We start from the raw sequence: 16,282 nt of genomic DNA, 5'->3' as shown, positions 1-16,282 counted from the left end.
TAGCTTTTAGCGAGATTCATTGATTGGCAAGGTTATTTTTTTGCATGAAACAAAAGTGTCCTTTGTCGTTGTGCCACGTCTGACACGAAAGGTCAATTTTTTATTATACAAAAAAAAAGCCATCATTGCAAGAACAATAATGGCTTTTGTGCAATGTCAGAACAAATCAGTCCGAACAGATGCTCAATCAGAATTATTTCAATTCTACAGTTGCGCCTGCTTCTTCTAATTTTTTCTTCAATTCTTCGGCTTCAGCTTTGTTTACACCTTCTTTAACATTTTGTGGTGCACCCTCAACCAAGTCTTTGGCTTCTTTTAAGCCCAAACCTGTGATTTCACGAACTGCTTTAATTACCGCTACTTTCTTATCGCCAACACTGGTTAACACAACGTTAAAGTCGTCTTTTTCTTCAACAGCAGCAGCTGCATCGCCACCACCTACAACTGCAACAGCTGCCGCTGCCGCTGATACACCAAATTTTTCTTCCATTGCAGTGATAAGTTCTACAATTTCCATTACTGATTTTTCAGCAATTGCATCAAGGATTTCTTGGTTAGTTAATGCCATGATAAAAGTTCCTAAATAAGTGAATAGTTTAAATATTACAATACAAAATTAAGATTAAGCCACTTGTGCTTCGTCTTGCATTTTGTCGCGTAATGCCGCAAGCGTACGTACAAGTTTGCCAGCTGCTGCTTCTTTCATTGTACCCATCAAGCGTGCAATCGCTTCGTCGTAAGTTGGTAGGGTTGCCAAACGGTCAATGTCTTTGCCCGCAATAAACTCACCACCAAAAGCTGCACCTTTAATCTCAAACTTATCGTTTGTTTTTGCAAACTCTTTGAACAAGCGTGCTGCTGCACCTGGGTGTTCATTTGAGAAAGCAATCAGTGTTGGACCTGTAAACACTTCGTTCAATATTGCATAGTCAGTGTCTTGTAAGGCACGGCGTAATAAAGTATTACGCACGATACGCATTTCAACACCTGCTAAGCGAGCATCTTTACGAAGCTTAGTCATTTTGCCAACGGTTACACCACGTGCGTCAGCAACAACAGCAGAAAGGGCAACTTTGGCAGATTCACTTACTTCAGCAACAATCGCTTGTTTGTCTTGAAGATTTAATGCCATGGGTTGTCTCCATATTACCAATGACAAATTATGAATAAAAACAATAAAAATTTGTCATTAATAAAACCAATTTTAACAATCAAGGTTATTTGTTAAATAGCCTTGATTATCGCGAATGTATGGGGTTAAATCCATCGATAAATCAATAAATGATAAATCAATAAATTTAACCTTCCATCTGCGTAGGCAGTTACCTATTAAACAGTGCTTTAATTTCAACATGCTTAACACGGTTAAACACTCAACCAAAGTTTAAAGCAAACAGAACTTAAAGCTCTGAACCTACGGTCTTAGACAGCACAACCCGTGTGCTGAACTAAATTTTTTAATATTTACAATAATTAAATCAATCTTTGTTAAACCACCAATTATGCCAAGCGGTATGGTACCGGATCCAATGTAATCCCAGGCCCCATGGTGCTAGACAAGGTGATTTTTTTGATATAAATACCTTTTGAAGTCGCAGGTTTTGCTTTTTTCAAATCTGCAATTAACGCACGTGCATTATCTTCGATTTGTTCAGCAGTAAAACCAATTTGACCAATGGTTGTATGGATAATACCTGCTTTATCAACACGGTATTGAGCTTGACCTGCTTTGGTATTTTTAACTGCTTCAGCAACATTTGGTGTTACTGTACCAACTTTTGGGTTTGGCATTAAGCCACGTGGCCCTAAAATCGTACCCAATTGACCAACGATACGCATGGCATCAGGCGATGCAATCACCACATCAAAGTCCATATTACCCGCTTTAATGCTGTCTGCCAAGTCTTCAAAACCAACAATGTCCGCTCCCGCTTCTTTTGCAGCATCAGCAGCCGCACCTTGTGCAAATACCGCAACGCGTTTGGTTTTACCAGTACCTGCAGGTAAGTTGGTTGCACCACGAACCACTTGATCAGATTTACGCGGATCAACCCCCAAGTTTACTGCAATATCAATGGATTCTTTAAATTTTGCAGGTGGCAAGTTGTTTAAAATTTCTACCGCTTCTGCAAGCGTGTATTGTTTGTTTGCATCAAATTTTTCAGCAATTGCTTTTTGGCGTTTGGTTAATTTAGCCATTACAGACCCTCCACATCAATACCCATTGAGCGAGCGGTGCCTGCGATGGTACGCACAGCCGCCTCTAACTCAGCAGCGGTCAAATCTGCTTCTTTGGTTTTTACAATTTCTTCTAATTGAGCACGAGTTACTTTACCCACTTTGTTTTTATTTGGCACGCTAGAACCTTTTGCAACACCCGCTGCTTTACGGATTAAGAAAGTCGCAGGTGGTGATTTCATGATAAATGTAAATGATTTATCATTGTAAACCGTAATCTCTACCGGAACTGGTAAACCTGGTTCCATATTGGCAGTGGCGGCGTTAAATTCTTTACAAAACGCCATAATGTTAACACCTTTTTGACCCAACGCAGGACCAATCGGTGGTGATGGATTTGCTTTGCCAGCAGACACTTGCAATTTGATGTAACCATCAATTTTCTTAGCCATGACAGACTCCTAATTATGGGTATAACGCTATTTAAATAGCTCCCCTGTGAAAATTTAACGTTTTTTTGAAACCAAGTCCAAATAAACAACCAAATTTCAAAAAGACATTATTATAATGCTTTTTTGTAAAAGGTAAAGCATTGTTTTTAGTTTTTAACAAAATTACAAAAACAAAATTACAAACAATTAAGCGTTTGATTTTTCCACTTGGTTAAATTCAAGCTCCACAGGTGTTGGACGATTAAACACATTAACCGTTAACTGCAAGCGTGATTTTTCATAATCCACTTTTTCCACAAGCCCTCTAAATTCGGTAAACGGACCATCAATCACAAGCACTTCTTCACCCGGTTCAAACAACGTTTTTGGACGCGGTTTATTTTCATTATGATTTAAGCGGTTTAAAATCGCATCCGCTTCTTTTTGTGTAATCGGAGCAGGATTTTCAGGCGTACCACCAATAAAGCCCATCACACGCGGACATTCTTTAACCAAATGCCAAGTATGATCGTTCATTTCCATCTCAATCAACACATAACCTGGAAAAAATTTTCGTTCACTTTTGCGTTTTTTGCCATCACGCATCTCAATCACTTCTTCAGTCGGCACCAATACCTGACCGAATAATTCCTTGTGTTCACTGCGATTGATACGCTCAATCAGCGAACGTTGCACCTGTTTTTCAAAACCTGAAAATGCTTGTACGATATACCAACGCATGGGAAAAATTCCTATAGTTTGTTTAAAATACACTTAGTTTGTTTAAAATACACTAAAATTACATTGAAATTTAAAATACATTGAAAAATACATAAAAACCCACAAGTGTGGGCTTTTGTAAAAACAATCTAAAACGGTCAGTCAAATTAACCAATCACCAATTGCATAATCTGTGAAGATGTCATATCCAACACCCAAACCAAAAACGCCAATATCAAACTTACCACAACACTTTGCCAAGTATATTGCATGGTTTCTGCTTTACTTGACCATGTAACTCGACGTAGCTCGATGCGAGAGTCTAGCAACAAGGTTTTAAACGCACTACCTTGATTGGTAAATGCCAAAGCAATAAAGGCAGAAATGATCAATGCCATAATCACGCCAATGCGTGTCCAAACATTGCTTGCTGGTTGCCAATAAGCAGGTAAATACTGATTTACCAATGTTGCAAAAATTAAAGCGATAATTGCATATAACCATAATGCAATGTCTTTTGCAGAATGTCTTTTGGCAACTTCAATCGCAGGTGTTTCACGGATAATTATTGGTTCACCAGACACCCTTTCGCCGTTAAGCTCTGCTAGTTTTTTTTCTAGCATATTTTTCATAAGGCTGTCCTGTTTGACTTTTTTGACACATCAAAATGATAAACATCATTTTAACAAAACGAATAAATGGCAGGCGATGAGGGACTCGAACCCCCAACATTCGGTTTTGGAGACCGACGCTCTACCAATTGAACTAATCGCCTTTAATCGTTGGAAAATCGTATTATACTTAGTTTTTAGCAAATTGCAAGTATTTTTACATCTTTTTATCAACCATTGACAAAAAAGAGGTTGACAAAAACGCCAAAAATCAATCGAACAATTACCAATATAGCACCCACGCATTCTTTATCTCTATGCGCGGATCGGAATTGATTTTATCTTTGAGTGCCAAAGCGGAGTCCTTGCCTGTTTCTGGTCCAACAACAACACGCACACCGCGACTGGTCTGACTGGTTTTGACTTTATAGCCTGCTGATTGTAACTTTTTTACCACTTCATCGGCTTTTGCTTGGTCAGATGCCAACGCAACTTGCACACCAAAACTGCCTTTGGCATCAGTTTTTTTAGCCATTTGGCGTGTTTGTTTTAGTTTGTCATCGGCGTTTTGAAATTGTTGTTTTTGTTGTTCTTTGGCTTGGGCTTCTTGTTGCAAGCGTTTTACTTGTTTTTCTGTTGGAATATTGAGTTGTTGTCCAACACTTAATGAGGTATTTTTGTCTAAATTATTAGCCTGGGCCAACACATCAACAGGAATATCATAACGTCGTGATAACTGAATTAATCCCTCGCCACGTTTTACCTGATAGGTGCTTGGGCGAGTATTTTCCTGTTGGTTGGTTTGCAATTGGGTTGGTTTTTGTGGTTCTGTTTTTTGTTCTGGTTTTTGTTTGTCAAGTTGGTTTTGTTTGTCAAGTTGGGCTTGCGGTTTTAAACGTTTTTCTGTTGTTGATTTTTGTGATTCTGGTTCAGTTTTGGACGGTGCAACAACTTGCTCTGCACTCACAACTGGTGTGGTATCTATGGGGCGTGGCGTTACTACAGGGCGTGCAATTTCATCTTCTTTAACATACAGTTGGTTTTCAGCACGACTGCGAGCAATGGCTTCAGCTTCAATACGTTGTTGTTCAGTTAAATAACGCTGGGCTTCTTTTTCTTGTTGTTGTACACGTTGTTCGCGTTCTTTTTGTTTTTGTGCCAAAATATTTTGTTCGGTTTGAATATCGGCGGTTAGCGGTTGAATCATGTTATTTTCTTGTATGTTGTTGTCTTGTTTAGGTAAGACAACAGATTCGGTAACAACTTGACTGGCTATCGATTTTTTTTCATGCATGATTTGATTGACTGTTGCATACAACAGTACACTGCCACCCAACAACACACCTGCACCGACTAAGGCTTTATTTTTTAACATAATCAAAAACCCAAACTTCTTTATAAGAAAAGATCCAATGATAATATTAACGTAAAACATGCCAATAATAAACATTTTTTTACATTATTTGACAAAACCGCTCCGCAACACATCACCAATTGTATGAAACGAACCGCATACCAACAACACATCATGTGGTTTACTGCCAGCAATTGCTTGTTTTGTTGCTTGTGCCAAATCGTCATACACAACAAAATCATCGATATGATTGGCTAACTGTGCTTGCAAATCGGCTTTTGGCATGGCTCTAAAAAAGTCAATTTCACCACCAAACAATTTTTCTATTGGCAAAGTGGCTAATTTTGGCAAAATCTTGTCAATGTCCTTATCGGCTAAAATTGAAAAAATAACATATAATTTAGCATCAGGTTGTTTTTGTTGATAATTTTGCCAAAATGGTAAAAATTGACTTAATAAAAAATTAATCCCATGCTCATTATGTGCCACGTCAAACACCCACTGACGCTGTAAAAATTGCCGTTTATCAAAACGCCCTGCCAAATGAATGTTTGGCAACGCTTGACAAATATGCATCATGTCAATGGATAACTCACTCGCCAATACAGCAGTAATCGCAGTTGCTGTGTTGTGCAGCGACAAATTTGGCTGTGGCAAACTTAAGGTAACGCCCTCACTGCTATATTGCCAATGATTTTGCAAGGTTTGTTGATAAAAATAATCCTTGCCAAATTGTAATAGCTTAACGTCATGCTTAGCAATAATTGGCAAAATGGTCGATGGCATATCGGTTTCACCATACACAAGCGTCATATTTTTACGCAAAATCCCTGCTTTTTCTATGCCAATTTTTTCTCGTGTATCGCCAAGCCAATCCACATGATCAATACCAACATTGGTAATTACCGCCAAATTAGGATCAATCAGATTCACCACGTCCAATCGTCCGCCCAAACCAACTTCCAACACCCAAACATCACAATTTTGTTCAGCGAAAATCCAAAACGCCGCCAAAGTTGTCATCTCAAAAAACGATAACGTTAAACCACAGGCAACCCTAGCTTTTTCCACTTTATCAAAGGCTTGAATTAACAATGTATCCGATGCCATTGCTTGGTTAATTTTTACGCGCTCGTTAAAACTCAACAAATGTGGAGATTGGTATAAACCAACCTTATAGCCTGCTTGTTGACAAATACCAGCAATCGTTGCTGTTGTTGAACCTTTGCCATTCGTCCCCGCTACGGTAAACACATAGGCATTCGGTTTTTTGATGCCCAATGCGTAAAACACAGGCAACACACGCTCAAGCCCCATATCAATGGCTGAAATATGAATAGTATGTAGATAATCTAACCAATCTGTTAAGTTATTTTGTAAATTTGGTGTTGTATTTTGCATAAATCTCCTTATTTTTTGGCATACATTTTTTGGTGTACATTTTTTAGTATGTATTAATCATTCATTAAAAAACACATATTTGACAAGCATAGCAAAACACATAAGCACAATCGTCGGACGGATAAAGAAAGCACCGCCCTTGACTGCTAAATTTGCCCCCAAACTCGCTCCGAAAAACTGTCCGATCATCATGGCAAAACCCACACTCCAAAAAACTTTACCACCAATAATAAAAAAAGTCAAAGAGGCAATATTGCTGGTAAAATTGAGCAATTTTGCCACAGCGGTCGCCTGAATTAAATCATAGCCACGTCCCAACACACCACTTAAACCCAAAAACATTCCTGTACCAGGCCCCAAATAACCATCATAAAAACCAATCAATGGAATAGCACCGTAACGCCATTGATTTAACGTTAAGCGGGAATTGGTGCGGATTTTACCCAAATTTGGAGCAAATAAATAATAAATTCCGATAATCGCTATCAAACAAGGAATGGCATCATTCAACAAATCAGGTTGTGATAATTGTACCGCGATCGTCCCAAGTGTTGCACCAATAAAACAAGCAACCATCGCTTGCCAAATTTCTTTTGGATGCACTTTTTTGTTTAAAATCATCGTGATAGATGCAGATAACGATCCTGCGGTTGCTTGTAGTTTATTCGTACCAAGCATAAATAACGGCGGAATGTTTGCCATTAACATCGCTGGCATTGTCAATAAGCCACCACCGCCTGCGATCGCATCCACAAAACCCGCCAATGTCGCAACTGCAACCAACATGGCAACCATATCCAAACTTAAATCCATCGTTAACAATCACGCTCTATTAATGCACCAACAATTGATACGCCAATAGCCCCATAAGTAAGTGCTTATGGGGCTATTGCTATATTAAACAATAAGTTAAACAATAAATTAAACGGCCTAATGGATAATGCTAATTAGTTGCGATCAACCAATTCAACATAAGCCATTGGTGCAGCATCACCATCACGATAGCCACATTTGATGATACGCAAATATCCACCTGGACGTGCTTTATAGCGTGGCCCCAATGTTGTGAATAATTTACCGACTGTTGCTTTATTGCGTAAGCGACTAAACGCTAAACGACGATTGGCAACTGAATCTTCTTTGGCTAAAGTAATAAGTGGCTCTGCCACACGGCGTAATTCTTTAGCTTTTGGTAAGGTGGTTTTGATTAGTTCATGTTCAAATAGTGAGTTCGTCATATTTTGGAACATGGCCTTACGATGGCTACTGGTACGACCCAGTTTAACTCCACTGTTACGATGTCGCATGGTCAAACTTCCTTTAAATTTTAACGGCTACGGTAAGAAAAACGATCATCAACACGCAAATCAGCCGGCGGCCAATTGTCAAGACGCATGCCAAGCTCTAAATCTTTAGAAGCCAATACATCTTTGATTTCGGTTAATGATTTCTTACCTAGATTTGGGGTTTTCAACAACTCAGTTTCGGTGCGTTGTACCAAATCGCCAATGTAATAAATGTTTTCCGCTTTTAAGCAATTTGCTGAGCGAACCGTTAATTCTAAGTCGTCCACTGGGCGTAACAGCACAGGGTCGACCTCTTCTTTTTCCTTAACTGGCTCTGGTGTTTGTTCTGCCTCTAAATCAACGAATACAGCGATTTGTTGTTGCAAAATCGTTGCAGCTTTACGAATTGCCTCTTCAGGATCAATCGTACCGTTGGTTTCAAGCTCAATCACTAAGCGGTCTAGGTCGGTACGTTGTTCTACACGAGCATTTTCAACTTGATAAGCCACACGAACAACAGGGCTATAGCTTGCATCTAATTTTAGACGCCCAATTGCCTTGCTGTCTGCCGACTCTTTACGCACATTTGCAGGTTCATAACCACGTCCAATTGCAACATGTAAACGCATTTTTAAATGCCCACGATCGCTTAACGTGCCTAATACCAAATCAGGGTTGATAATTTCAACATTGTGCGGTAATTCAATATCGGATGCCAATACTGTACCAGAACCTTGTTTATCAAGGGTTAAGAACACTTCATTTTGATCATGAAGTTGAATTGCCAAACTTTTTAAGTTTAACAATAAGTCTAAAACGTCTTCTTGCAAACCTTCTAAAGTTGAATATTCATGATCAACGCCCTCAATTTCTGCTTCAATAACTGCAGCACCAGGCAATGAAGATAATAGAATACGGCGAAGGGCATTCCCTAAAGTATGCCCAAAACCTCTTTCTAACGGTTCGAGCGTGACTTTAGCATATGTTTCACTGACCGTGTCCACATGAATGGCTTTCGGCGTTAGAAACTCTGTAGCATTTAGCATCATATGTCACCTCGACTTTATGGTTAGTATAAAATTAATTATTTAGAGTACAACTCAACGATTAAGTTCTCGTTGATTTCTGCTGGCAACTCAACACGGTCAGGTGCTTGTTTAAAAGTACCTTGTAGTTTACTATGGTCAACTTCCAACCATGCTGGCGTACCACGTTGTCCCACAAGCTCAATCGCATTTTTAATACGCAATTGCTCTTTTGATTTTTCGTGTACCGCAATTACATCACCGTCTTGGATTTGGATTGATGGAATGTTCACACGAACAAATTCATCACGTCCAGCTTTTTTTACCAAAATCGCACGATGACTAACCAATTGACGTGCTTCTGCACGAGTTGCACCAAAGCCCATACGATAAACAACATTGTCTAAGCGACGCTCTAACATTTGCAACAAGTTTTCACCCGTTGCTCCACGCATGCGAGCTGCTTCTTTATAGTAATTAGAGAATTGACGCTCTAATACACCATACATACGCTTAACTTTTTGTTTTTCGCGTAATTGTGCAGAATATTCTGAAGTTTTGCTGCGAGGATTGCCATGTTGACCTGGTGCACGACCAGCTTTTTTGGTTTTCTCTTCGTATGCTTTTACGCCTGATTTTAACTGTAAGTCAGTACCTTCACGACGTGATAATTTTAATTTAGGACCTAGATAACGGGCCATGAAAGTCTCCTTATACGCGACGTTTTTTAGGTGGACGAGTCCCATTGTGTGGAATCGGGGTTACATCGCTAATGCTGTTAATTTTATAACCCAAAGCACCTAATGCTCTAACCGCAGACTCACGACCAGGTCCTGGACCTTTCACCAACACATCAACATTTTTTACGCCATATTCTTGTGCAGCTTTACCTGCAACTTCAGCTGCTACCTGAGCGGCAAATGGTGTTGATTTACGTGAACCACGGAAGCCTTGTCCACCCGAGGTGGCCCAAGCCAAAGCATTACCTTGACGATCGGTAATGGTTACAATGGTGTTATTAAAAGACGCATGGATATGAGCTACGCCCTCAGAAACCGAGCGACGAGCCACTTTTTTGCGACTGCGAGTGTCTTTTGCCATCTTTTAGCTTCCTAAGTAAATTATTTTTTAATTGCTTTACGTGGACCCTTGCGAGTACGTGCGTTTGTTTTGGTACGTTGACCACGAACTGGCAAACCACGACGATGACGTAAACCACGATAGCAACCTAAATCTACCAAACGTTTAATATTCATCGAAATTTCACGACGCAAGTCACCTTCTGTCGTATAGTTTGCAACTTCTGAACGGACGGCATCAAGCTGAGTATCATCTAACTGACCAATTTTGGTGGTTGGTGCAATATTGGCTGCTTGTAAGATTTTAGCAGCAGTGGTACGACCAATACCAAAAATATAAGTTAATGAAATGATAGCATGCTTGTTGTCCGGAATGTTTACACCGGCAATACGAGCCATTGACATTTCTCCAATTTTAAAAACAAGATGAATGGTTCATCTACTCTTATGTGTGATTGTTTCATGTTGGTTATCTACAAAATTTAAAATCACAACAAGTAGTGGATAATACAATATCCACTATATTTTTGCAAGCACTAATTAGTATTTTAGCCTTGACGTTGTTTGTGGCGTGGTTCGCTGCTGCAAATTACATGCACAACACCTTTACGACGAACAATTTTACAACTGCCACAAATTTTTTTTACAGATGCTTGTACTTTCATTTTAAGCTCCTAAAGTAAGTTAAGGTTGTTTAACACCAGTTTGTAACAATGAATAATCATGATATTGGTGCGTCATTAAATGGGCTTTTACTTGTGCAATAAAGTCCATAATAACAACCACACTGATTAATACAGAGGTTCCACCCAGTTGAAACGGAATTCCAAATGCTGATTGTAAAATCATCGGCATCAAACAAATAATGGTCATGTAAATCGCACCAATAAAGGTTAAACGATTAAGCACATGATCTAAATAACGTTGAGTTTGTTGTCCAGGTCGTATACCAGGAATGTATGCACCGCTTTTTTTCAAGTTTTCTGCGACTTCTTTTGGACTAAACACCAAGGCTGTGTAAAAATAACAAAAAAAGATAATCAATGCCCCAAAAACCACCAAATACAAAGGTTGTCCCGGTGATAACACCAATGCCATGTTTTGCAAAAACGTTTGGAACATATTTGGATTGGCTGAATACCCAACCCATTGCCCCAAACTTGCAGGAAACAATAGCAACGAACTGGCAAAAATTGCAGGAATCACCCCTGCCATATTAATTTTTAACGGTAGGTGTGATTGTTGCTGTGCATAGATTTTACGCCCTTGTTGCTGTTTTTGGGCATAATTGACAGGAATACGACGTTGCGCCCGTTCAATAAATACAATGGCTGCAACTACCGCCAATGCCAACATCGCAAAAATAAACAAGGCGATCATGTTCATCTGTCCTTGTTGCACTGACGTAATTGATTGCGTAATTACTGTTGGAAACGTTGCAACAATCCCTGCTAAAATCAGCATAGAGATACCGTTGCCAATACCTCGCTCCGTAATTTGCTCGCCAAGCCACATCAAGAACATAGATCCTGCAACCAACGAAGTAACTGCAGGTACATAAAAAGTCATGCCTGATGATAAAGTCAAGTTTTGACTAATCAAACCTGTACACATACCAACCGCTTGCACAAATGCCAAAAGCAACGTAAGTTGCCTGGTGTATTTGTTGATTTGGCGTTGTCCTGCCTGACCTTCTTTTTTTAAAGCATCAAGCGAAGGAATAACCGCCGTCATCATTTGCACAATAATTGATGCAGAGATATAAGGCATAATCCCCAATGCCATCACAGACATCCGCTCCAATGCACCACCTGAGAACATATTAAAAAGTCCCAAAATCGTATTTTCATTGGTTTGGAAAAAATTAGCCAAGCTATCTGGATTCATACCCGGAATTGGCACGTGAGAACCAAAACGGTAAACGACTAAAGCACCCAACAAAAACAACAAGCGATTGAACAGCTCATCATACTTACGAATAAAACCCAAAGGGTTTATAGATGCCGAATGCTTTGCCATGTAGGATTACTCCTCAACAGTACCACCAGCAGCTTCAATAGCAGCTTTAGCACCTTTTGTCACTTTAACACCTTTGAATGTATATGCTCTTGTTACATCGCCCGATAAGATAACACGAACGCGTTGCATATCACGACGCACAATATTCGCCGCTTTCAAAGTTTCTAGGCTTACGACATCGCCCTCTACTTGATTTAATTCAGACAGACGCACTTCGGCGGTTACCATTGCCAATTTGCTGGTAAAACCAAATTTTGGCAAACGGCGATACAGTGGCATTTGACCACCTTCAAAACCTGAACGAATGCCCGATCCAGAACGTGAAGTTTGACCTTTGACACCACGCCCACCTGTTTTACCAATGCCAGAACCAATACCGCGACCGTGGCGATGTTTTGCTTTTTTTGAACCTGCAGCAGGTGATAGCTCGTTTAAACGAAGTCCCATTATACTTCCTCCACTTTAACCATATAGTTAACACGGTTAACCATACCACGGGTAGAAGGAGTATCTTCAACTTCTACAGTATGTCCAATACGACGTAACCCCAAACCTTTTAGACAAGCCTTGTGGCTCTCTAAGCGGTGGGCACTCGATTTAATTTGAGTAACTTTCATTTTTTTCATGATAACTCACCTTAGCTCTTAGCCCAAAATTTCTTCAACAGTTTTGCCACGTTTGTTTGCCATTTTTTCTGGTGATGACATTTGCTTTAAACCATTAAATGTCGCACGTACAACGTTAGCAGCATTGGTTGATCCATAGCATTTTGCCAATACGTTTTGTACACCAGCAACCTCTAATACTGCACGCATCGCACCGCCTGCAATCACCCCAGTACCCTCAGAGGCAGGTTGCATATAAACACGGCTTGCACCATGGCGAGAGGTGATAGGGTGTTGCAAGGTTGTGCCATCAAGATCAACCGTAATCATATTGCGTTTAGCAGCTTCCAAGGCTTTTGAAATAGCAGCTGGCACTTCACGAGCTTTACCGCGACCAAAACCAACACGTCCATTACCATCACCAACAACTGTCAATGCAGTAAATGAGAAAATTGTACCGCCTTTTACAACTTTTGCAACACGCCCAACGGTTACTAGGCGTTCTACTAAACCATCTGTTTGTTCAACTTTTGCCATGATTAGAACTCCAATCCATTTTCACGGGCTGCATCAGCTAAGGCTTTAACACGACCATGATATTTAAAACCACTGCGATCAAAAGCAACTTTGGTAATGCCAGCAGCTTTTGCACGTTCAGCGATTAATTTACCTACAGCAGTTGCTGCTTCAATATTACTGGTTGCACCAGAACGTAAGGTTGCATCTAAGGTTGATGCTTGTGCCAACACTTCGCCACCAGTCGGTGAAATGATTTGAGCATAAATATGGGTATTGGTGCGGTTTACCGACAAACGATTAACACCTAAATCACGAATATGAGCACGAGTTTTTTTAGCTCTGCGTAAGCGAGCAGCTTTTTTATCAAACATATCATTTCACCTTATTTTTTCTTAGCTTCTTTACGAGCGACATACTCATCGCTATAACGAACGCCTTTACCTTTATAAGGCTCAGGTGGGCGATAGCCACGGATGTTAGCGGCTGCTTGACCTAGCTTTTGCTTATCGGTAGACTTTAGAACAATTTCAGTTGCTGATGGGGTTTCAGCAGTAACACCTTCTGGTAAAGTGTATTCAATTGGGTGTGAGTAACCTAAGTTTAAGTTAACTTTATTGCCCACAACAGCGGCTTTATAACCAACACCAATCAATTGTAAACGACGCTCAAAACCATCGGTTACGCCTTTTACCATGTTGTTCAATAATGCACGGATTGTGCCAGTATGCATCCACGCTTCTTTACTGTCTTTAACAGGAGAAAGCGTAATAACATTTTCTTCTTGTTTTAGCTCGACCAAATCATGCAGGCGTAAAGACAAAGAACCTTTACTGCCTTTAACTTCAACCTGCTGACCGTTCAACGCAACACTGGTACCATTTGGTAGTGTTACAGGGGCTTTAGCCACACGAGACATACGGTAATTCCTATAAAAGTTAATAAAAAATGAACAGACACACAAAGTTTGCAGTCTGTTCGGTATAAATAATGATTAAGCAACAAAAGCAATAACTTCGCCACCTAATCCAGCTTTACGAGCTTCGCGATCACTCATAATGCCTTTGTTGGTAGAGATGATAGCCACGCCAAGACCTTGTTTAACACTTGGAAGTTCATCTTTACCACGGTATTGACGCAAACCAGGACGGCTGTAACGCTTAATCGTTTCAATAACTGGCTTGCCTTCAAAATATTTTAATTTAATCGTTAATTCAGATTTGCCTTTGTCAACTTCTTCTACGTTTGCAGAAGCAAAATAACCTTCATTAACCAATAAATCAGCAATTGATTTGCGTAATTTTGAACTTGGCATTGTAACAGATGCTTTTTCTGCCATTTGTGCGTTACGGATACGGGTTAACATATCAGCTACGGTGTCTTGCATACTCATATTTTATCCCCTTACCAACTTGCTTTATGAACGCCAGGCACATCACCTTGCATTACTTTTTCACGAATCATGTTGCGTGAAAGACCAAATTTACGGAAGTAACCATGTGGACGACCAGTTAAGGCACAACGGTTACGTAAACGTACTGGTGAAGCATTACGTGGCAATGCTTGAAGTGCAAGCATTGCATCCATACGCTCTTCATCAGTCGCTTTAATGTCGCTGATAATTGCTTTAAGCTTGGCACGCTTCTCAGCATATTTAGCAACAGTCGCTTCGCGTTTATATTCGCGATTAATCATACTCTTTTTTGCCATATTGCTTTATCCTTGCTGTTTAGCCTTTAAACGGAAAGCCGAATGCTTTAAGCAATGCACGACCTTGTTCATCAGTTTTTGCAGTGGTGGTAATGGTAATATCTAAACCACGAATACGATCAATTTTGTCAAAATCTACTTCAGGGAAGACGATTTGTTCTTTGATACCCAGTGAATAGTTACCACGCCCATCAAACGCTTTGTCAGAAAAACCACGGAAGTCACGAATACGCGGAATTGCAATTGCAATTAAACGATCCAAAAACTCGTACATTCTTTCGCCACGCAACGTTACTTTACAGCCAATCGGCCATTCTTCACGAATTTTAAAACCTGCAACAGATTTGCGAGCTTTTGTTACAACTGGTTTTTGACCTGCAATTGCTGTCATATCAGCCAATGCACCTTCAAGTACTTTTTTGTCTTGAGCTGCTGCACCAACACCCATATTTAGAGTGATTTTGGTGATTTTTGGGATTTCCATAACGTTTGTTAAACCCAACTCTTTTTGTAGTTGTTGCTTAAGTTGTTCGTTATATTGTGTTTTAAGTCTAGCCATTTACCAATACCCTTAGATGGTTATGCAGTCGCCACTACTTCACCTGATGAACGATAAATGCGTTGTTTTTTGCCTTCTGCGTTCACTTGGTAAGAAATACGATCTGCCTTTTGGGTTGTTGCATTATAAATTGCAACGTTTGAAATGTGTAAAAACGCTTCTTGCTCAACAATGCCACCTTCTTTACCAGTCATTTGATTTGGTTTTTGGTGTTTTTTAACAATGTTGATGCCTTCAACTTTTACACGGTCTTCTTTTACTGCCAAGATAATGCCTTGCTTACCTTTGTCTTTGCCAGCAATTACAATTACCTGGTCGCCTTTGCGTAATTTTGCCATTTTTTACCTCATAGTACTTCTGGGGCTAATGAAACAATTTTCATAAATTGTTCGCCACGCAGTTCACGAGTTACTGGTCCAAAAATACGTGTTGCAATTGGTGCTTTGTTGTTGTTTAACAACACCGCTGCATTGTCGTCAAAACGTAGTACTGAACCGTCTGTACGACGCACACCAAATTTGGTGCGTACAACCACTGCGTTCATTACATCACCTTTTTTTACACGACCACGTGGAATTGCTTCTTTCACAGTCACTTTAATGATGTCGCCTACTGATGCATAACGACGATGAGAGCCACCCAGTACTTTAATGCACTGTACTCGTTTTGCACCACTGTTGTCTGCAACTTCCAGCATTGTTTCAGTCTGAATCATCGCGTTACTCCATAAATTGGCAAAACAAGTCTTGCCACAATAAGCCATTTTTTAAGTGGCATATTGTAACATT

The 16,282-nt window shown here is 39.9% G+C and carries 26 protein-coding genes and 1 tRNA gene; all 27 read right to left on the bottom strand.

All coding sequences use genetic code 11. The features are described from left to right. Positions 1 to 193 precede the first annotated feature (193 nt). The 27 genes from rplL to rplN all read right to left on the bottom strand — a co-directional run bounded on the left by rplL (position 194) and on the right by rplN (position 16,209). Entirely contained in the window at positions 194 to 568 is a 375-nt protein-coding gene (gene rplL / locus MOMA_RS03580) for a 50S ribosomal protein L7/L12 (RefSeq protein WP_040624801.1), read from the bottom strand. A gap of 54 nt (positions 569 to 622) precedes the next feature. Further along, entirely contained in the window at positions 623 to 1,132 is a 510-nt protein-coding gene (gene rplJ, locus MOMA_RS03575; protein ID WP_009767251.1) for a 50S ribosomal protein L10, read from the bottom strand. A gap of 368 nt (positions 1,133 to 1,500) precedes the next feature. Then, on the bottom strand, positions 1,501 to 2,199 hold the full coding sequence (gene rplA, locus MOMA_RS03570) for a 50S ribosomal protein L1 (RefSeq protein WP_009767250.1): 699 nt from the start codon (positions 2,197 to 2,199) through the stop codon (positions 1,501 to 1,503). After that, entirely contained in the window at positions 2,199 to 2,630 is a 432-nt protein-coding gene (gene rplK / locus MOMA_RS03565) for a 50S ribosomal protein L11 (protein WP_009767249.1), read from the bottom strand. Before rplK ends, rplA begins: the two co-directional genes overlap by 1 nt. Before the next feature lie 186 nt (positions 2,631 to 2,816). After that, positions 2,817 to 3,350: a transcription termination/antitermination protein NusG gene (nusG, locus tag MOMA_RS03560; RefSeq protein WP_009767248.1), complete on the bottom strand. Its 534-nt coding sequence runs from the start codon at positions 3,348 to 3,350 to the stop codon at positions 2,817 to 2,819. 146 nt (positions 3,351 to 3,496) lie between these two features. Next, complete coding sequence (gene secE / locus MOMA_RS03555) at positions 3,497 to 3,961, bottom strand: preprotein translocase subunit SecE (protein ID WP_009767247.1); 465 nt, start codon at positions 3,959 to 3,961, stop codon at positions 3,497 to 3,499. 67 nt (positions 3,962 to 4,028) lie between these two features. Then, positions 4,029 to 4,104 (bottom strand) — tRNA-Trp (locus MOMA_RS03550). A gap of 119 nt (positions 4,105 to 4,223) precedes the next feature. Further along, a complete protein-coding gene (locus MOMA_RS03545; protein ID WP_040625026.1) occupies positions 4,224 to 5,315 on the bottom strand; it encodes a LysM peptidoglycan-binding domain-containing protein in 1,092 nt (363 codons plus the stop codon). Between the two features lie 84 nt (positions 5,316 to 5,399). Further along, positions 5,400 to 6,695: a bifunctional tetrahydrofolate synthase/dihydrofolate synthase gene (gene folC / locus MOMA_RS03540; RefSeq protein WP_009767245.1), complete on the bottom strand. Its 1,296-nt coding sequence runs from the start codon at positions 6,693 to 6,695 to the stop codon at positions 5,400 to 5,402. A gap of 57 nt (positions 6,696 to 6,752) precedes the next feature. Continuing rightward, positions 6,753 to 7,508, bottom strand: coding sequence for a TSUP family transporter (locus MOMA_RS03535; protein WP_009767244.1), 756 nt, complete (start codon positions 7,506 to 7,508; stop codon positions 6,753 to 6,755). A gap of 134 nt (positions 7,509 to 7,642) precedes the next feature. Then, positions 7,643 to 8,002, bottom strand: a complete 360-nt coding sequence (rplQ, locus tag MOMA_RS03530; RefSeq protein ID WP_009767243.1) for a 50S ribosomal protein L17 — start codon at positions 8,000 to 8,002, stop codon at positions 7,643 to 7,645. Positions 8,003 to 8,022: 20 nt separating this feature from the next. After that, complete coding sequence (locus MOMA_RS03525) at positions 8,023 to 9,030, bottom strand: DNA-directed RNA polymerase subunit alpha (RefSeq protein ID WP_040624799.1); 1,008 nt, start codon at positions 9,028 to 9,030, stop codon at positions 8,023 to 8,025. Positions 9,031 to 9,065: 35 nt separating this feature from the next. Beyond that, entirely contained in the window at positions 9,066 to 9,707 is a 642-nt protein-coding gene (gene rpsD / locus MOMA_RS03520; protein WP_009767241.1) for a 30S ribosomal protein S4, read from the bottom strand. Between the two features lie 10 nt (positions 9,708 to 9,717). Then, positions 9,718 to 10,107, bottom strand: a complete 390-nt coding sequence (gene rpsK, locus MOMA_RS03515; protein ID WP_009767240.1) for a 30S ribosomal protein S11 — start codon at positions 10,105 to 10,107, stop codon at positions 9,718 to 9,720. A gap of 20 nt (positions 10,108 to 10,127) precedes the next feature. Further along, complete coding sequence (gene rpsM, locus MOMA_RS03510) at positions 10,128 to 10,484, bottom strand: 30S ribosomal protein S13 (protein ID WP_009767239.1); 357 nt, start codon at positions 10,482 to 10,484, stop codon at positions 10,128 to 10,130. A 149-nt stretch (positions 10,485 to 10,633) separates the two neighbouring features. Further along, the gene (rpmJ, locus tag MOMA_RS03505) at positions 10,634 to 10,750 is read right to left on the bottom strand and encodes a 50S ribosomal protein L36 (RefSeq protein WP_009767238.1); all 117 of its coding nucleotides are present in this window, start codon (positions 10,748 to 10,750) and stop codon (positions 10,634 to 10,636) included. 19 nt (positions 10,751 to 10,769) lie between these two features. Next, positions 10,770 to 12,104, bottom strand: a complete 1,335-nt coding sequence (gene secY / locus MOMA_RS03500; protein WP_009767237.1) for a preprotein translocase subunit SecY — start codon at positions 12,102 to 12,104, stop codon at positions 10,770 to 10,772. Between the two features lie 6 nt (positions 12,105 to 12,110). Then, on the bottom strand, positions 12,111 to 12,551 hold the full coding sequence (rplO, locus tag MOMA_RS03495; RefSeq protein ID WP_009767236.1) for a 50S ribosomal protein L15: 441 nt from the start codon (positions 12,549 to 12,551) through the stop codon (positions 12,111 to 12,113). Further along, the gene (gene rpmD / locus MOMA_RS03490; protein ID WP_009767235.1) at positions 12,551 to 12,730 is read right to left on the bottom strand and encodes a 50S ribosomal protein L30; all 180 of its coding nucleotides are present in this window, start codon (positions 12,728 to 12,730) and stop codon (positions 12,551 to 12,553) included. Before rpmD ends, rplO begins: the two co-directional genes overlap by 1 nt. 18 nt (positions 12,731 to 12,748) lie before the next feature. Then, positions 12,749 to 13,246, bottom strand: a complete 498-nt coding sequence (rpsE, locus tag MOMA_RS03485; protein ID WP_009767234.1) for a 30S ribosomal protein S5 — start codon at positions 13,244 to 13,246, stop codon at positions 12,749 to 12,751. A 2-nt stretch (positions 13,247 to 13,248) separates the two neighbouring features. Continuing rightward, positions 13,249 to 13,599 carry a 50S ribosomal protein L18 gene (gene rplR / locus MOMA_RS03480; RefSeq protein WP_009767233.1) on the bottom strand — a complete coding sequence of 117 codons (351 nt, stop codon included), beginning with the start codon at positions 13,597 to 13,599 and terminating at the stop codon, positions 13,249 to 13,251. Positions 13,600 to 13,610: 11 nt separating this feature from the next. Continuing rightward, positions 13,611 to 14,144, bottom strand: a complete 534-nt coding sequence (rplF, locus tag MOMA_RS03475) for a 50S ribosomal protein L6 (protein ID WP_009767232.1) — start codon at positions 14,142 to 14,144, stop codon at positions 13,611 to 13,613. 75 nt (positions 14,145 to 14,219) lie between these two features. Next, positions 14,220 to 14,618: a 30S ribosomal protein S8 gene (gene rpsH / locus MOMA_RS03470; protein WP_009767231.1), complete on the bottom strand. Its 399-nt coding sequence runs from the start codon at positions 14,616 to 14,618 to the stop codon at positions 14,220 to 14,222. Positions 14,619 to 14,629: 11 nt separating this feature from the next. After that, positions 14,630 to 14,935 carry a 30S ribosomal protein S14 gene (gene rpsN / locus MOMA_RS03465; RefSeq protein WP_009767230.1) on the bottom strand — a complete coding sequence of 102 codons (306 nt, stop codon included), beginning with the start codon at positions 14,933 to 14,935 and terminating at the stop codon, positions 14,630 to 14,632. 19 nt (positions 14,936 to 14,954) lie between these two features. Next, a complete protein-coding gene (gene rplE, locus MOMA_RS03460; RefSeq protein ID WP_009767229.1) occupies positions 14,955 to 15,494 on the bottom strand; it encodes a 50S ribosomal protein L5 in 540 nt (179 codons plus the stop codon). Between the two features lie 20 nt (positions 15,495 to 15,514). Beyond that, entirely contained in the window at positions 15,515 to 15,832 is a 318-nt protein-coding gene (gene rplX, locus MOMA_RS03455; RefSeq protein WP_009767228.1) for a 50S ribosomal protein L24, read from the bottom strand. Positions 15,833 to 15,840: 8 nt separating this feature from the next. Beyond that, the gene (rplN, locus tag MOMA_RS03450) at positions 15,841 to 16,209 is read right to left on the bottom strand and encodes a 50S ribosomal protein L14 (protein ID WP_009767227.1); all 369 of its coding nucleotides are present in this window, start codon (positions 16,207 to 16,209) and stop codon (positions 15,841 to 15,843) included. Positions 16,210 to 16,282: the final 73 nt, after the last annotated feature.

It is taken from the genome of Moraxella macacae 0408225 (assembly GCF_000320365.1).
Taxonomy (GTDB): domain Bacteria; phylum Pseudomonadota; class Gammaproteobacteria; order Pseudomonadales; family Moraxellaceae; genus Faucicola; species Faucicola macacae.
The sequence above is the reverse complement of the archived record's forward strand: the minus strand, read 5'-3'. Positions and strand labels throughout refer to the sequence as shown.

Coding starts and splice junctions, on each gene's coding strand:
- secY (WP_009767237.1), bottom strand. CDS start 12,104: ATGGCAAAGCATTCGGCATCTATAAACCCTTTGGGTTTTATTCGTAAG.
- rpsE (WP_009767234.1), bottom strand. CDS start 13,246: ATGGCAAAAGTTGAACAAACAGATGGTTTAGTAGAACGCCTAGTAACC.
- nusG (WP_009767248.1), bottom strand. CDS start 3,350: ATGCGTTGGTATATCGTACAAGCATTTTCAGGTTTTGAAAAACAGGTG.
- rplK (WP_009767249.1), bottom strand. CDS start 2,630: ATGGCTAAGAAAATTGATGGTTACATCAAATTGCAAGTGTCTGCTGGC.
- MOMA_RS03525 (WP_040624799.1), bottom strand. CDS start 9,030: ATGATGCTAAATGCTACAGAGTTTCTAACGCCGAAAGCCATTCATGTG.
- rpsN (WP_009767230.1), bottom strand. CDS start 14,935: ATGGCAAAAAAGAGTATGATTAATCGCGAATATAAACGCGAAGCGACT.
- rpsM (WP_009767239.1), bottom strand. CDS start 10,484: ATGGCTCGTATTGCCGGTGTAAACATTCCGGACAACAAGCATGCTATC.
- rplJ (WP_009767251.1), bottom strand. CDS start 1,132: ATGGCATTAAATCTTCAAGACAAACAAGCGATTGTTGCTGAAGTAAGT.
- rplQ (WP_009767243.1), bottom strand. CDS start 8,002: ATGCGACATCGTAACAGTGGAGTTAAACTGGGTCGTACCAGTAGCCAT.
- MOMA_RS03535 (WP_009767244.1), bottom strand. CDS start 7,508: ATGGATTTAAGTTTGGATATGGTTGCCATGTTGGTTGCAGTTGCGACA.
- rpsD (WP_009767241.1), bottom strand. CDS start 9,707: ATGGCCCGTTATCTAGGTCCTAAATTAAAATTATCACGTCGTGAAGGT.
- rpmJ (WP_009767238.1), bottom strand. CDS start 10,750: ATGAAAGTACAAGCATCTGTAAAAAAAATTTGTGGCAGTTGTAAAATT.
- secE (WP_009767247.1), bottom strand. CDS start 3,961: ATGAAAAATATGCTAGAAAAAAAACTAGCAGAGCTTAACGGCGAAAGG.
- MOMA_RS03545 (WP_040625026.1), bottom strand. CDS start 5,315: ATGTTAAAAAATAAAGCCTTAGTCGGTGCAGGTGTGTTGTTGGGTGGC.
- rplX (WP_009767228.1), bottom strand. CDS start 15,832: ATGGCAAAATTACGCAAAGGCGACCAGGTAATTGTAATTGCTGGCAAA.
- rplO (WP_009767236.1), bottom strand. CDS start 12,551: ATGGGACTTCGTTTAAACGAGCTATCACCTGCTGCAGGTTCAAAAAAA.
- folC (WP_009767245.1), bottom strand. CDS start 6,695: ATGCAAAATACAACACCAAATTTACAAAATAACTTAACAGATTGGTTA.
- rpsH (WP_009767231.1), bottom strand. CDS start 14,618: ATGAGTATGCAAGACACCGTAGCTGATATGTTAACCCGTATCCGTAAC.
- rplF (WP_009767232.1), bottom strand. CDS start 14,144: ATGTCTCGTGTGGCTAAAGCCCCTGTAACACTACCAAATGGTACCAGT.
- rplL (WP_040624801.1), bottom strand. CDS start 568: ATGGCATTAACTAACCAAGAAATCCTTGATGCAATTGCTGAAAAATCA.
- rplN (WP_009767227.1), bottom strand. CDS start 16,209: ATGATTCAGACTGAAACAATGCTGGAAGTTGCAGACAACAGTGGTGCA.
- rpsK (WP_009767240.1), bottom strand. CDS start 10,107: ATGGCAAAAGACACTCGCAGTCGCAAAAAAGTGGCTCGTCGCTCGGTT.
- rpmD (WP_009767235.1), bottom strand. CDS start 12,730: ATGAAAAAAATGAAAGTTACTCAAATTAAATCGAGTGCCCACCGCTTA.
- rplA (WP_009767250.1), bottom strand. CDS start 2,199: ATGGCTAAATTAACCAAACGCCAAAAAGCAATTGCTGAAAAATTTGAT.
- rplE (WP_009767229.1), bottom strand. CDS start 15,494: ATGGCTAGACTTAAAACACAATATAACGAACAACTTAAGCAACAACTA.
- rplR (WP_009767233.1), bottom strand. CDS start 13,599: ATGTTTGATAAAAAAGCTGCTCGCTTACGCAGAGCTAAAAAAACTCGT.